We start from the raw sequence: 14,108 nt of genomic DNA on the forward strand, positions 1-14,108 counted from the left end.
ATAGCATAATCAATAAGATACCGATATGCTGAAAGGACAATAAAGAGTTCTATATATCCTACGATTGCCTCTGTTTATCAGGGGCTTTTTTTATAGTTTCTCTTAAATACTGTCCCCTCACTAGTAATAATACCTAACAACAGCTAATCTTATTTTAAGTGGAACGTTTTTTCTGCTTATTTCCTTATTTAGATATTTAGTTTTCCATTTAAACGCAGGAGCTTATCATGGGCTATTATGAATTGAAAAAATCCACGAAAGATGTGGCTCAGCCTTATTACTTTGTATTAAAAGCGGCTAATCATGAAATTATTGCCACCAGTGAGATGTATGCTTCTAAACAATCTGCACTAAAAGGCATCGCCTCCGTGCAAAAAAATGGGTCCTCTGAAACCATTAAAGACCTCACCGTATAATTCGTTTGCCCCTATATACCAATAGGGGCAATTTTTTATTAGATTAAGCGTAATAATGCCGTAACAGCAGCAGCAGACAATACAATAAGAATAAAGGGCTTTTTATACCAAGTAAGTACCCCTGCCACCAAAACACCCAAAACCTTTGGCCAATCTGAAAATGTATCCCCAGCGAATAACGTCGAGGTCACTGCAACAGAAAATAAAATCACAATCGCAGCAGCAGAAAACAACACTTTACTATTTTCTGATAACACCACGCGCCCTTTAAGTAAGGCCCCTGAGGCTCGCATAAGGTATGTGCCAACAGCTAATATCATGATGCCTGTAAAAATTAACCACGGATTACCCATCATGATTATTTCCTTATATAAATAACTAAGCTCAATAGCGCCAATAAAACAGGGATACCAGCAGGTAAATAAGGAGTGGTTGCAACAGCAATCACCGCACCAATAATGGCGGTTAACCTCAATCGTTTATCTTTTAATGCGGGTAATGAAAGTGCTAAAATAATCGCAGGAAACATAGCATCCATACCGAATACGTGGGTATCATCCATAAAACTGCCTAAAACCTCTCCGATAATTACCCCAAGTGGCCAACAAAGTAAAATACCGATACCACACAGCCAAAAAGCAGCACGCTTCTCTTTTTCTGTTTCTTGAGCAAGACCAAAAACCACACTTTCATCGTTCATAATGTGGTAACCCAAAAGTGCCTTCTTTCCCTTCCCTGTTAAATCACCCACTGCAAAACTAAATGGAATATGACGTGAATTAACCAGCAAACCAGCTAAAGCAGCGGAAATAGGGCTTCCCCCCGTAAAGATTACCCCGATAAATAAAAACTCAGATGCTCCCGCAAGCACTAATATTGATAGTGTTAAAGGCACCCAAAAGTCAAACCCTTGAGAATGTGCCAATGCACCGTATGAAATTCCCACAATTAAGTCAGCAAAACACACAAGAGCGATGTTTTTCACTGTGCTATTATTCAGTGTGGAATTGAATGTTGAAGTTAGCATTTCCAATCCGTTCGATATAAAATACATTTGTTCATTATGATGATCATCACGGCGAAGTGCAATCTAAATAGGATATGAAAATTGAATTTACCCACACCACCCATTGACCTTATCGCAAAAGCCCTCGCTCGCGAACGGCAAAAAAGTGGGTTGTCGCTCTCTGAACTGTCACGCAAGGCAGGCATTGCCAAGTCCACCCTGTCACAACTGGAGTCGGGCAGCGGAAACCCAAGTATTGAAACATTGTGGGCACTTTGCGTTGCGTTAGATATCCCTTTTGCACGTTTAATTGAAGAAAAACAAGAGACTGTAACCGTAATACGCCACGGTGAAGCAATTCCTGTCAGCGCAGAACACGCCAATTATTTAGCCTTTTTATTATCATCAGCCCCAGATAACTCTCGTCGCGATATTTACACTGTGATTGCACAACCAGGACGTGACCGTGTGTCAGAACCGCATATGCGAGGTGTTAGTGAGCACATTATTATCACTGCTGGTAGGGCCTTAGTCGGCCCATTAGATAACCCTATTGAGTTAGCTGTTGGGGATTATATTCACTACCCTGGTGATGCCCCCCACATTATGCGCGCATTAGAACCTAATACCATGGCAGTTATGATCATCGATAAACAAAACTAATCGCATAACCATCAATGCTGTTTTGCATTATGATTACACCAAAACAAATACGTTGGAGTTGTAACTATGTCCCACTATGATGAAATTGTTAAAAAAGTGAATTTACTGCTTGATGAAAATTCCGTTCACAATATGAACGAAATGCTTATGCAGCTTTCCCATGATGCAGAACTCAACCAAGAGCAACGCTTTGAGCAGCAACAGCGCTTAAGAGAGGCTATTTTTGTGCATCATGATGTATAAGGATTTCACCCTATACTGAAACTTAATGGCTAATCAGTATAGGATGCCATGCTAATAGCAAAAAACACTATTTACGAGCTTATCGTATTTTTAAAAAGCCGTTTGTTGCAAGTACGCCCATGCATATTGTGCGTGCAACTCAGCACCAGTGACCATTGTGTCTTCATCAATATTAAAGCAACCATGGTGATGTGCCCATTGCGTGTCTTTTTCCGCATTTCCTGTGCCTAACAACGCGAAACAACCTGGAATATTTTCAATATAGAAACTGAAATCTTCCCCACCTGGCGTTGGTCTTTCCGTGATTAAGGATTGCTCACCAAAGGCTTCAGAAATAATAGATTGTGCCAATAACGCACTACGTTCTTCATTGATCACAGGCAACGTTCCATAGATATAATCAACCTGAGCTGTAGCTCCGTAGATGGCGGCTGTATGTTCTGCATAACGGCGAATAGCGGCTTCAATGCGATCGCGTGTCGCGATATCAAAACAGCGAACAGTACCATCCAGTACCGCATTTTCCGCAATCACGTTAAAACGCGTACCGACATCCATTTTGCCAATTGTCACAACCGCAGAATCTAATGAAGATGTTTCACGGGAAACAATAGCTTGCAAATTCATCACAAAGGCCGATGCAACAACCGCCGCGTCAATTGTAGCTTCTGGCATAGAACCATGACCGCCACGGCCTTTGAACGTGACCTTTAATAGATCCGCGGAGGCAAAACTCCCCCCTACATTACAAGAAACCTTACCTGATGGCGTTGTCGTCCAGATGTGCATCCCAAATACGTTATCGACATTTTCAATAGCACCTTGCTTGATCATCGCCAGTGCACCTTGTGCAATCTCTTCCGCAGGTTGAAAAATCAAACGCACATTACCCGCAAGCTCGTCTTTAACCTCAACCAATGCTTTCGCTGCAGTTAATAACATCGCCGTGTGGGCATCATGGCCGCACGCATGCATTTTGCCTTCAATCGTCGACTTATATTCTAAAGAATCATTAAGTTCCAACACTGGCAGTGCATCTATATCCGCACGTAATGCGACGGTTTTACCTGGTTTTCCACCTTTAATTTCAGCAATCAGACCCGTTGGCTCTGTGAGACGATATTCGATACCGATTTTGTCTAGTTCTTCAGCAATTCGCTGTGTTGTACGCACTTCTTCGAATGGCAATTCAGGGTGAGCGTGTAGATCACGACGAAAAGCAATCATCTCTGATGTGTGTTTTTTGATTGCAGCTGTAATAATTGGACTGATCATTTTTCTACCTTTACCCTTTTCAATACTGTACTTTGGTGTTTTTCTTAATTATTAACATTCAATAAGTGACTTCACAGTGGCAAACATCACGTCAACGCCACGTGCAATTTGCGCATAATCTGTCCATTCATCAGGGTGATGGCTTAACCCATTACGACTAGGCACAAAAATCAATCCTGTTTGAGTGATCCCTGCAAAAATCATCGTGTCATGCCCTGCACCACTGACCATAGTTCTAAATTTTAAATTTTGTTCACTTGCATGCTGCTGCATTAGGCCAATGATTTCATTATTTAACTCAGTTGGTTGTACATAAAGTGGTTGAATAATCTCGCTATCAATGCCTGCTGACTCACTGGTTTTTTCTGTCAGTTCAATGATTTTCTCAATGATTTTACGCAAAGCAGTATCATTTTTTGAACGAATATCGACGCTAAATACCACTTCACTTGGGATAACATTCGCGCCATTAGGGAGAACATTGAGCCGGCCAACTGTCGCAACCGTATTGTCCCCTGCGGCTTTTGCCAGTGCTGGGATTTCGCTGATAATCTGACTTGCGCACACTAAAGCATCCGCACGCATATTCATTGGGGTTGTTCCTGCATGGCCAGCTTTGCCAGTCAGCTTAATCTCTAACTGGCTAATACCCACTATGGTCTCTACAATCCCCACATCTTCACCCGCCTGCTCAAGCACAGGGCCTTGTTCAATATGCAGTTCAAGAAATGCTTTAACATTTTTTGGGTCTAATACCGCATCCGCCGCTTTGTCTGCATTAAACCCCGCTGCAGCCATGCGTTCTGCAGCGCTGACGCCTTGCCTATCTTTAAGTTGATAGAGCTCTTTAGTACCGATTAAACCCGTGATCACACTGGATGCCATCAAACCACGGCCGAAGCTGGTGCCTTCTTCTTCCACTAGTGCGATCACTTCGAGTGGGTATTTTGGCGTTAAATTTTGTTCCCGAATACGCGCAACCACATCCAGTCCAGTCACTATCCCCGCAGGGCCATCAAACGCGCCACCATGGGGAACAGAGTCAAAATGTGAGCCAATAATCACCGCAGGCAAATCCGCTTGCAGCCCTTCTAGACGACCATAAATGTTGCCAATTGCATCTTCACGAACTTGTAAACCAAGCGCCACCATTTGCTGTTTTAAATATTGGCGGGCCTGTTTATCTTGCTCACTATAGCTCATACGCGTTGTGCCTTGGCCTGGCGTCGCGGTGTATTCTGCCAATTGTTCTAAATGACGTTGAATTCGAGATGTACTTGTTTCCATAATTATTTACCCTGCAACTGGAACAATGTAAGCGACCATAATACCCGCTAAGACAACAGACACCATGGTGACGGAAATGAAACCACCGACTAACATTGGTCCTAACATATGGCTAGTGAGAATTTGACGCTCTTTTTCGTCTTTTGTTAGTGCGTTAATCGCTTCGTTAGTAATGATGTAATCCGCTGGAAAGCCATACAGGGCAGTTAATGCCACCGCAAAAGCCATCTCTTTAGTGACACCCAACATTTTGCCAACTATCCATGACGCGAGGTACATTCCAATAACGGCGGCACTAATTAACACCACCATTGGATAAACAAGGCGCAATAACATATCTGGTGTTGCATGGTTTAAAGTATCAAAGATAAATAACATCAATGCCATGATAGCAAAACCAAACCCATTGGCTTTTTGCAGAGGTTGCCTTTCTAAGAAACCTAATGAAGATGCAATAACTCCAAATAATAAGCACAGCACGAATGGGCTGATATTCACGTAAGGTGCAGCATAAGATGATGCTAAGTAGGCCAAATACCCTACCGCTGCCAAACGTAAGAATTTGAAATAACTCGTGTTATAGTGATTAGGGATTTTTTTAAACATGCGCGGCATTTCGTCTTCCGATACCACGGTTTTCACTTCGACCTCTTTGGCACCCTCTACAGAAAGTGTTTCTTCCCACTGCCCACTACGGTATTTTTCCAGTACGCGACGCCCTTCTTTTTTCAGCATCACTGCCGTCAGCGGATAACCCGCAAACCCTTGCATAACATAGATTAATATTGCAAAAACGGAGAGATCTACTAGCCCTGCTTCCGCAGCACCTTTTGACATAATCAATGAAGAAACAATACCACCTACCAATGGTGGAACAGCAACTAATACCGTATTCATATCAAACAAGGCAACACCGATAATAAAGGTGAGAAAAATAATGCCTAGAATACCCGCCAATGAAATAAGAATGGTTTTCCATTGGCGTAATAATTCTTTCAGGGACAATAAAGTGCCCATATTGGTAATTAATAAGTACATTAGGGAGACAGCAACAACCTGTGGAATACCCGCAATACTAACGATATCTTTCGGGAAGATTGTCCAATACCCTAATAGAAACAATACTGCGCACACGAAAACGGAAGGGATCCAGGCTTTGGTGCGTACCGCTATCGCATCCCCGATATATAATATTCCGACTATCAAAAACAGAGCTAACATCTGCGACATAACTTTTTCCCCGCGTATATCTTTTTATTTGTTTATTTTTTTAGTATTAGAAGCCATTAATATTAGTTAATTACTAATTTACAGCTTATTTATGAATGATAAACCATCAATATAAAGAGCATTTCGCTGCAAACATACAATTTCGCAACAAAATTCATCATAACATTGAAAATACAGATGTATAGATAACTGAACAAGATTAAATCAGGCAGGAATAATGGCAATAAACTTATTAGACAGTGAATTATTACACTGAAAAGCATTTAGACATAAATATTCTTTTATTACCGAGGCGATTCAGTAGCGTAAAATATCAACACAGACTTAATTGAGAATCAGATTCACTTTCGTTTATTTTTTAGCCTTTTAAATTATATTCTATTGCAAAAGGATCAAATTTCAATAATTCACACAATCCATGGCGGAAAAACAAAATAAACACGACCAATTTTTACATTTAAATAAAATATTATACTTAATTTTATCGTTAACTATTTTCTCTACAATTAGGACAAATAAAGGCAGATAACCCTTTATCAATGTATAGAATTATTGACAGCAAAAATAAAAAACCCATAAATCACAATTTATGGGCCATTATAAAAACAGATTTAGTTATTAGCTTGCTGCTCAGTCATCATTTTAACCGATTTAATTTTACGGTTATTCTCAAAGCCTGGCTGAGGAACTTTTATAAAGAACGTCAGAATTCCTGCAAAGATATACAACCCAGTATATGCCCAAACAACCCCGACAATATCGAAGAAAGGCAATACCAAGCTCGCAATCGCTGGGGCAGCAAAGTTACTTAAACCCGCAGATAAATTATAAATCGAAACGGCTGCGCCCTTATGGTGTGGTTCAATACTTGGGAATACCGCAGTCATTGGCACAAAGGCCGCAACAAAAATACCCAGTAAAATGGCTGGGATCAGGGCAATCGCAAAATTGTGCCCAAAGTAAACAGGTAAATAATAAAACAGCAAGCTTGAAACAGCCATACCTAAACAACCAAACCACCTGACTTGGCGGATCCAGCCGATATGTTCCCCAACAATGCCCCAAAAAATATTGGTAAAAATAGTCACAAAGAAGAACACAGCCCAAATTTGTAGCCACTCAGAAATAGTAAAGCCTAAGCGGTCAACAAATAGCAATGGCATGATAATCGCAAAGCCAAATAACGAAATCGTATTGATGATGCGGATCAAGCTCGCCATAAAAATATTTTTATTGGTAAATAAGATTGTCGCTGCCCGGGATAACTCCGCCATTTTATCTTTCATTGGCAAATCCACTTTCGAGCGGTCAACAGGGATATTACGCAAGCTAAAGTAAGCAATTATACCGCCGATTGCCACCCAACCTATCGCCATCCAAAGTGTACCTGTTTCCCCCATCATCGGGATTGAGAAACTGGGTAAATAGCTGCCGATGACGCCAATTCCCACTGAGTACATCGCCCAGAACCAGCCCGTTGCGGCCGCGAGGTGAGCACGAGGAATAACCTGCACCAACATCATCATAAAGGAATAAATAAACAGCGGGTAAGCCAACCCACGGATGCCATAAAACAGCAACATCATGCTGTAGCTTTTCATACCTAAGCCAAAAGCCATAAACAGTGCATGCATGACAATCCACAAAACAAAACCGATCATCATGGCTTTTAATGGTGTGATAATTTCAGCAACCACACCCGATGCCCATGCGGCTACTGCAGCCATCAAGCCATAAACGGTGAACACCATTGCTGATTGTGTCGGCGTAAAACCTAAGTCAGTAATATGTTTCGATAAAAAAGCCATTTCAAAACCATCACCACTCATAAAAATAGCGATGGCGATAAACCCCCAGAACAAATGCTTAGGTAGACCAAGCCAATACTGCTGTTGTTCCATTGCAGTTTCCTCATTTTATGTTGTTGTTTTAATTAATTGCGAAGCGCGAGCGATAAAAGCGGTAGGTAGGGAATACCGCCTTTTCGGCCTATTGCGGCATGAGTTCTCTTGCTTGTTTTTGTTGCTGATACAATAAACGGAATACCTCAAGCCGTTGATTAAGTACCTGTTGATTAAGAGATTGCGGCAAATAGGTGTTAAGAATGTCAGGTTTTTGACACACCTTATCCACATCGCCCCCGTCAGCTAACCATGCAAGGCGTGCAGCACCTAAAGCCCCTGAAGAACTTGCAGGGTGTGTAACGATAGGCACATTAATCACATCTGCAATGAGTTGTGCCCAAATTGGGCTGCGAGCCCCACCCCCTGTTAAGCTACAACGCGGCATTTTTGTCCCTGTTTGTTGTAATACATCCATGCCATCCGCTAAGGCAAAAGTTACCCCTTCAATCACGGCGTAACCCAACTCTGCTCGTGTTGTTTCATTGCGCAGAGCAAAAAAGGAACCTGTGGCATAAGGGTCATTGTGCGGTGTTCTTTCCCCTGAAAGATAAGGCAAAAATATCGGCGCGCGTTTTTTCTGCTCATCCGTTAATTGACCAACCTCGTCCATCAGTTGGTTTTCCGTCGTTGACAATAACTGGCAGGCCCAACGCAAGCAGTTTGCGGCACTTAACATCACACTCATTTGGTGCCAACGGTTTGGCAAGGCATGGGCAAAGGCGTGAACACCATGTTGAGGGTCGGCTTGTAGCTGGTTATTCACCACAAAAATCACCCCTGAAGTGCCAAGGGAAATCAGAGCATCTCCTTCATTAATCGCCCCGACACCTACCGCAGAAGCCGCATTATCACCACCGCCACCCGCGATAATTACATCTGCACTCAGCCCCCAATGTGAAGCTAAGTCAGCACGCAAGACACCACTTTTTTCAGCCCCTTCGACCAAAGATGGCATCTGTTCACGGGTTAAATTTGTGGCTGCTAACAATTCATCAGACCAATCACGTTTAGCGACATCAAGCCACAGTGTGCCTGACGCATCCGACATTTCACTGAGAAATTGTCCCGTCATCTTCCAGCGCAAGTAGTCCTTCGGTAACAACACTTTGCTAATTTTACTGAAAACCTGAGGCTCATGTCGCGCCACCCACAAGAGCTTCGGCGCAGTAAAACCAGGCATCACCAAGTTCGCCCCAACGGTCAGGAATTCTGGGTGCTGCTCCATCAACCACTCGCACTCTTTGGCACTACGAGTGTCATTCCATAAGATGCAATCACGTAGCACCTTGTTGTGCTTATCCAATAAAACGGCGCCATGCATTTGCCCCGATAAGCCAATCCCTTTGACTGCCGCCCACGCTTCTGGTGCTTTTTGTTTTAACGTTGCCACGACTGCATTTGTTGCCTCCCACCAGCTATCTGGGGATTGCTCCGCCCATTGAGGGTGAGGCCGTTGCACCGTCAGCGCCATATGGCTTGATGCAACAATTTCCCCTTGGCTGTTAATCAAAACCGCTTTGAGCTCAGAGGTGCCAAGGTCAATTCCAAGGTACATTGCCTTTCTCCTTACAGCGATTGCTGCGGTGATTTTAGCCAAGTGTTGATATTGGCGACCGTTTTACGTATGAGTTCATGGAATTCAGGTGAATGCGCAAGGGAACCAAAAAGCATTTCGCTCGAGACAAATTGCGTTAATGCATCTGGTGAGTTCATCATTTTTTGGTAATATTCCTCATCTAACACACCATCTTGGTATTCATAAGGCAACTCACCTTTTGCCCAGCGTTGCAAGTAAACAAAAAAGAGCGCGGGCAATACCGCCGTTGCCGCGGGCACTTGGTTACGTTGGTAACATTCTTGCAGTGTCGGTGTAATGAACCCAGGAATTTTCGATAAGCCATCAGCGGCAACACGTTGATTAGTGTCTTTAATATAAGGATTACTAAAGCGCTCGAGTACCACATCACGGTACTGTTCTAAATCCAGCGGGCTTGGCGTCAATGAAGGGATTACGTCTTGAGTGACGTAATTCCAGGCCATTTGTTTGATTGGCAATTCACGCGTGCTGTCGTCGATAAAATTCAAGCCGATTAGTGTCCCTGCCCAAGCAATACAGCTGTGACTTGCATTCAGGATTCGAATTTTAGCTTCTTCCCACGGCAGTACAGACTCCACCATTTCGACATCCACATTTTCCAATGCAGGCCGTCCGTTAATGAAATCATCTTCAATTACCCACTGAATAAAAGCCTCACCCATGACGGGTGCTTTATCGTCCCAGTTAGTGTGCTGTTTCACGCGTTCTGCCACATCAGGGGTTGGGCGAGGCGTTATTCTATCCACCATGGTATTTGGTGAACGAGTATGGTCTTTCACCCATTGGTAGAGGTCATTTTCGCCTTTTAATTGTAAGAACGATAAAAAACCATGGCGAAAACGTTCACCATTATGACGTAAGTTATCACAGTTTAATAAGGTGACTGGCTCGCCGTGGGCTGTAAGCCGTGCACGCAGGATCTCAGTTAATGCCCCATAAATTGTGATCATTCTTCCCGATAAATCTGCTTGGATATCGGGTTGCTGGACATCTAACACATGTTGAGGGGTTAAATAATAACCTGCTTCGGTTACCGTAAAAGCGATTACGCGAGTGGCTTTATCACGGCCTTGCTCAACAAGTTGGCTTAAATTTTCATCCCAGTGCAAGATTTTGCGCACTGACGTGATTTTTTCGTAGTGGCGCTCACCTTCTGGCGAAACAGTTTCAAGGGTGTATTCGCCATTTTGCTTCGCTAAGTTATCAAGCAATGCATTTGCGTCATTACGAATATTACCTAGCGCAATAGACCAGCTGTCATCGCCCTGTGCAATTAAGCGGTGTAAATACCAAGCTTGGTGAGCACGATGGAATGATCCAGCACCAATGTGCATCCATACGGATTTCTGCTTTAGCATTGTGACTCCTTAACTTAAAAGTAAATATTTGCCATTTTTATGGGCATCTGCCCGTTTGTTATATTTTAGTTTCAATCTACCAAGAATTACTGCGATAATGGTCACAGTAATAACTTTTGCCCTTTTAATAAGCAATTGCCCAGAATTACAATGATGAAAAAAGGCAGGAGAGCGTCCATGCAGAAAGAATTAAAAAAAATGGAACAAGCCGCGAGAGCCGCGTGGCTGTATTTTGTGGCAGGTAAAACGCAACAAGAAATTGCACAGGAATTGGGGCTATCACGCCAAGTCGCTCAGCGACTGATCTCTTTAGCTAAAGAGCAAGGTATGGTGCATGTGCAAATCACCCACCCTGTTACTGAATGCTTACGGCTGGCCAATGAGATACAGCAAAAATACCATCTCACCCATTGTTATGTAGTACCTTCAGGGCAACTTGATACCGATGCCACGTTGGATATGATCGCCGTTGCGGGCGCAGAATTAATGGAACAATTAATTGAGCAGGATAAACCCCAAGTTATCGGTATCGGTTCAGGTAGAACATTACGCAGCATTATAGATGCACTGCCTTACCTTGAGCTGCCTCAACACCAATGCGTCTCATTAATTGGCGCAATTGCCCGCGATAGCTCTGCAACACGTTACGATATTCCCTTACGTTTTGCAGAAAAACTGCAATGTCGCCACTATATTCTCCCCGCGCCGTTGTATGCGGACAGCCCAGAAGACAAGGCCATGTGGTGCCAACACCGCGTCTATAAAGAGGTCACTGAAAAAGGCTTAAATGCTGATATTACCTTTATTGGTATTGGAGAGGTGGGAAAGAATTGCCCACTAAATTCAGAAGGGTTTGTCACTGATGAGCAACTAGAAATGTTACTGGAAAAAGGTGTCGCGGGAGAACTCTTAGGCCACTTTATTAAAGCCAACGGTGAGCGTTTAGCCACCAGCTTAGATGACACACACACGAGTGTGCCACTATTTTCCCCTCCCATACACCCAGTGATTGCTTTTGCTGGAGGATCACATAAAACGCAAGCGATTCAAGCCGTCCTCAATGGCGGTTGGATAACGGGTTTAGTCACTGATGAAGCCACGGCTCAACATTTGTTAGCGAATGATTAGTCCAAATATTCAAGCGGCAATAATGTCGCTTGAATATTTTATTGCTCAAACTTATCCTTGAGCCAGCCAGTTATGGCATAGCATGCCAAGCAAAGTAAAGATCAACGCGCCAATCACATGAATAGCGATAGTGCTAATCGCAAAGTCCAATTTCCCTTCTTGGATGAGCACTAACACTTCTAATGAAAAGGTCGAAAAGGTGGTAAAGGCACCGCAAAAGCCTGTCACAATAAAGAGCTTATACGCGGGACTGATATTAGCACTGGCAAAATAGGAAATGGCAAAGCCGATGACGAAGCCACCAACAAGGTTAACCGCAACGGTACCAAGGGGAATATTCGGATAGAGGTGGTTCATTTTCAGGCTAACAAACCACCGAAGCCAGCCACCAAGAACAGAACCAATCGCAATTGCAAATAAAGAGGCGTACATAGAAACTTCCCATAAAGCGTTAGGAGGGATAAATGAAAGGAAAGTCTCCCTGTTATACTCTAAATAATTCGAGTGGCATGTAGGCGACAAGCAAAGATAGTTCGATGAGCATACACAAGTATGTGACTCGGCTATCGTAGTACAGTCAACACCCATGTAACTTGAAGTATTTCGAGTATCGTTCATTTATGCCCTAAATTCAGGGCACATAAACCTACGTACCCCGTCGAATTAACAGGTTAACGTAGGCATCATTAGCCCAACTGGGCGGTTTCTTAACAGCAGGAGGAATGCCATCTCCCTAAATACTTACCTTAAAATAATAAGGCAACTAATTAGGAGATGTAAACCTATTTTATAATAGATGCTATTAATAAGCCGTTAGGCACATACATCAATATGTGGCTAATGCGAATCTGCGGTTTGAATAACACGCGGGATCCATCCCCTAAATAGTTCAAATTGCAGCTAGGCGTCAAACGAAGATATCCTTAGGAGCATACACCAGTATGTGACTAAGGTACTGACCGCAGTCAACAACGCTGCGGTTTGAAGTATGACGAGCTATTGGGACATTTTTAAAATCGTCCGCACATTACTCGCACTGGTTGCGATAATATCAATCGCCCCTGTGCGCAGTGCGCCCATAATCGCCATAGATTTGGACGATTCAGAGGCAATCGCAATCACACAGGGAATTTTTCTCAGCTCATCAATACTCAAACCTATCACGCGGTCATTCATGACGGTATCCACATGCTGCCCTTGTGCATTGAAAAAATCATATCCTGCAATATCACCGATTACGCCTTGGTTTAAACTTGCATCCACGATTTCGCGGGGCGTAAACCAGCCCAGTTTGACCATATAACTATCTTCATTCATATCGCCTATACCGATTAAGGCAATATCCGCTTTACGAGCACGATCTAGGGTTTCTTTTATGGTGCCATTTTTCATAAAAGCTTGTTTAAGTTCATTATTTTCCACATACGCTGGGGCGTATAATGTTTCACTGGTTCCCCCAAATTTTTTAGCAAGGCGGCGGCTGATATGGTCGGCGTTTATCGAATCGCCAGGACGATGCGTACCGCCAATACCACAAATAAACCGGCAATCTTTTTCAGGTACGGCACCGCCACTATCGGCAACAACCGCCACATTACGCCCTTGTCCCACCGTGACAATCATATTATCTCGCAGTGTGGTTGATAAATAATTCGCAACCAATGTCCCCACCTGATTACGCTGTTGTTCTTCATCTGGGTGATCTAACGCAATCAACGCGCGGGAAATAGGAAAACGAGAGAGTAACTGTTGCTCAAGCTGGGTACTAAAAATTGGGTGATAGCGAACATTAATTTCAACAATCCCCTCTTCTTTTGCACGCTTTAATAAGCGCCCCACCTTAATTCGCGATATTCCAAACTTATTGGCGATCTCTTCCTGTGTAATTTCATCGCGATAATACGCAATCGCAATTTCAGTCAGTAGCTCGATATCGGAAGATGCTTGTGATCTATCCATAAGGTAGTGGTTTCCTCTCAATTGGTGTTAATCGCGACAAGG

Annotated in this window: 14 protein-coding genes and 1 riboswitch; of the genes, 4 read left to right on the forward strand and 10 right to left on the reverse strand. The window is 43.2% G+C overall.

Translation table 11 applies throughout. The features are described from left to right. Positions 1-227: 227 nt before the first annotated feature. Positions 228-416 (forward strand): YegP family protein, encoded by a 189-nt coding sequence (locus PR808_RS02420; protein ID WP_206083985.1) that lies wholly within the window; start codon positions 228-230, stop codon positions 414-416. 38 nt (positions 417-454) lie between these two features. Here PR808_RS02420 and PR808_RS02425 read toward each other — a convergent pair whose 3' ends face one another. Together PR808_RS02425 and PR808_RS02430 are read right to left on the reverse strand one after the other, a co-directional pair. After that, positions 455-772, reverse strand: a complete 318-nt coding sequence (locus PR808_RS02425) for an AzlD domain-containing protein (protein WP_272538621.1) — start codon at positions 770-772, stop codon at positions 455-457. A 2-nt stretch (positions 773-774) separates the two neighbouring features. Further along, entirely contained in the window at positions 775-1,443 is a 669-nt protein-coding gene (locus tag PR808_RS02430; protein ID WP_206083983.1) for an AzlC family ABC transporter permease, read from the reverse strand. An 81-nt stretch (positions 1,444-1,524) separates the two neighbouring features. On the opposite strand from PR808_RS02430, the gene PR808_RS02435 reads away from it, so the two are divergent. Together PR808_RS02435 and PR808_RS02440 are read left to right on the forward strand one after the other, a co-directional pair. Further along, positions 1,525-2,085 (forward strand): helix-turn-helix domain-containing protein, encoded by a 561-nt coding sequence (locus PR808_RS02435; protein WP_272538622.1) that lies wholly within the window; start codon positions 1,525-1,527, stop codon positions 2,083-2,085. A 66-nt stretch (positions 2,086-2,151) separates the two neighbouring features. After that, a complete protein-coding gene (locus PR808_RS02440) occupies positions 2,152-2,328 on the forward strand; it encodes a DUF2526 family protein (RefSeq protein WP_206083981.1) in 177 nt (58 codons plus the stop codon). 90 nt (positions 2,329-2,418) lie between these two features. Here PR808_RS02440 and PR808_RS02445 read toward each other — a convergent pair whose 3' ends face one another. From PR808_RS02445 to dalD, 6 genes are all read right to left on the reverse strand, one after another. Further along, positions 2,419-3,603 carry an amidohydrolase gene (locus PR808_RS02445; protein WP_272538623.1) on the reverse strand — a complete coding sequence of 395 codons (1,185 nt, stop codon included), beginning with the start codon at positions 3,601-3,603 and terminating at the stop codon, positions 2,419-2,421. A gap of 51 nt (positions 3,604-3,654) precedes the next feature. Next, positions 3,655-4,890: a Zn-dependent hydrolase gene (locus PR808_RS02450; RefSeq protein ID WP_206083979.1), complete on the reverse strand. Its 1,236-nt coding sequence runs from the start codon at positions 4,888-4,890 to the stop codon at positions 3,655-3,657. A 6-nt stretch (positions 4,891-4,896) separates the two neighbouring features. Further along, complete coding sequence (locus PR808_RS02455; protein ID WP_206083978.1) at positions 4,897-6,120, reverse strand: hypothetical protein; 1,224 nt, start codon at positions 6,118-6,120, stop codon at positions 4,897-4,899. Between the two features lie 611 nt (positions 6,121-6,731). Further along, positions 6,732-8,021: an MFS transporter gene (locus tag PR808_RS02460; RefSeq protein WP_206083977.1), complete on the reverse strand. Its 1,290-nt coding sequence runs from the start codon at positions 8,019-8,021 to the stop codon at positions 6,732-6,734. Positions 8,022-8,109: 88 nt separating this feature from the next. Further along, entirely contained in the window at positions 8,110-9,579 is a 1,470-nt protein-coding gene (gene xylB, locus PR808_RS02465; protein WP_206083976.1) for a xylulokinase, read from the reverse strand. Positions 9,580-9,590: 11 nt separating this feature from the next. Next, the gene (gene dalD / locus PR808_RS02470; RefSeq protein ID WP_272538624.1) at positions 9,591-10,979 is read right to left on the reverse strand and encodes a D-arabinitol 4-dehydrogenase; all 1,389 of its coding nucleotides are present in this window, start codon (positions 10,977-10,979) and stop codon (positions 9,591-9,593) included. A gap of 177 nt (positions 10,980-11,156) precedes the next feature. Between dalD and PR808_RS02475 the strand changes: the two genes are divergently transcribed. Beyond that, entirely contained in the window at positions 11,157-12,107 is a 951-nt protein-coding gene (locus PR808_RS02475) for a sugar-binding transcriptional regulator (protein WP_272538625.1), read from the forward strand. Positions 12,108-12,158: 51 nt separating this feature from the next. Here PR808_RS02475 and crcB read toward each other — a convergent pair whose 3' ends face one another. Further along, a complete protein-coding gene (gene crcB / locus PR808_RS02480; RefSeq protein ID WP_272538626.1) occupies positions 12,159-12,539 on the reverse strand; it encodes a fluoride efflux transporter CrcB in 381 nt (126 codons plus the stop codon). A 238-nt stretch (positions 12,540-12,777) separates the two neighbouring features. Further along, positions 12,778-12,849, reverse strand: a riboswitch (Fluoride riboswitch). Positions 12,850-13,103: 254 nt separating this feature from the next. Then, positions 13,104-14,066 (reverse strand): sugar-binding transcriptional regulator, encoded by a 963-nt coding sequence (locus PR808_RS02485; protein WP_206083972.1) that lies wholly within the window; start codon positions 14,064-14,066, stop codon positions 13,104-13,106. Between the last annotated feature and the right edge of the window lie 42 nt (positions 14,067-14,108).

Source organism: Providencia sp. PROV197, assembly GCF_028479625.1.
GTDB lineage: Bacteria > Pseudomonadota > Gammaproteobacteria > Enterobacterales > Enterobacteriaceae > Providencia > Providencia vermicola.

Excerpts from the sequence above, each read along its gene's own strand:
- PR808_RS02420 (WP_206083985.1), top strand. The coding sequence starts at position 228 with ATGGGCTATTATGAATTGAAAAAATCCACGAAAGATGTGGCTCAGCCT.
- PR808_RS02425 (WP_272538621.1), bottom strand. The coding sequence starts at position 772 with ATGATGGGTAATCCGTGGTTAATTTTTACAGGCATCATGATATTAGCT.
- PR808_RS02430 (WP_206083983.1), bottom strand. The coding sequence starts at position 1,443 with ATGCTAACTTCAACATTCAATTCCACACTGAATAATAGCACAGTGAAA.
- PR808_RS02440 (WP_206083981.1), top strand. The coding sequence starts at position 2,152 with ATGTCCCACTATGATGAAATTGTTAAAAAAGTGAATTTACTGCTTGAT.
- PR808_RS02445 (WP_272538623.1), bottom strand. The coding sequence starts at position 3,603 with ATGATCAGTCCAATTATTACAGCTGCAATCAAAAAACACACATCAGAG.
- PR808_RS02450 (WP_206083979.1), bottom strand. The coding sequence starts at position 4,890 with ATGGAAACAAGTACATCTCGAATTCAACGTCATTTAGAACAATTGGCA.
- PR808_RS02455 (WP_206083978.1), bottom strand. The coding sequence starts at position 6,120 with ATGTCGCAGATGTTAGCTCTGTTTTTGATAGTCGGAATATTATATATC.
- PR808_RS02460 (WP_206083977.1), bottom strand. The coding sequence starts at position 8,021 with ATGGAACAACAGCAGTATTGGCTTGGTCTACCTAAGCATTTGTTCTGG.
- xylB (WP_206083976.1), bottom strand. The coding sequence starts at position 9,579 with ATGTACCTTGGAATTGACCTTGGCACCTCTGAGCTCAAAGCGGTTTTG.
- dalD (WP_272538624.1), bottom strand. The coding sequence starts at position 10,979 with ATGCTAAAGCAGAAATCCGTATGGATGCACATTGGTGCTGGATCATTC.
- PR808_RS02475 (WP_272538625.1), top strand. The coding sequence starts at position 11,157 with ATGCAGAAAGAATTAAAAAAAATGGAACAAGCCGCGAGAGCCGCGTGG.
- crcB (WP_272538626.1), bottom strand. The coding sequence starts at position 12,539 with ATGTACGCCTCTTTATTTGCAATTGCGATTGGTTCTGTTCTTGGTGGC.
- PR808_RS02485 (WP_206083972.1), bottom strand. The coding sequence starts at position 14,066 with ATGGATAGATCACAAGCATCTTCCGATATCGAGCTACTGACTGAAATT.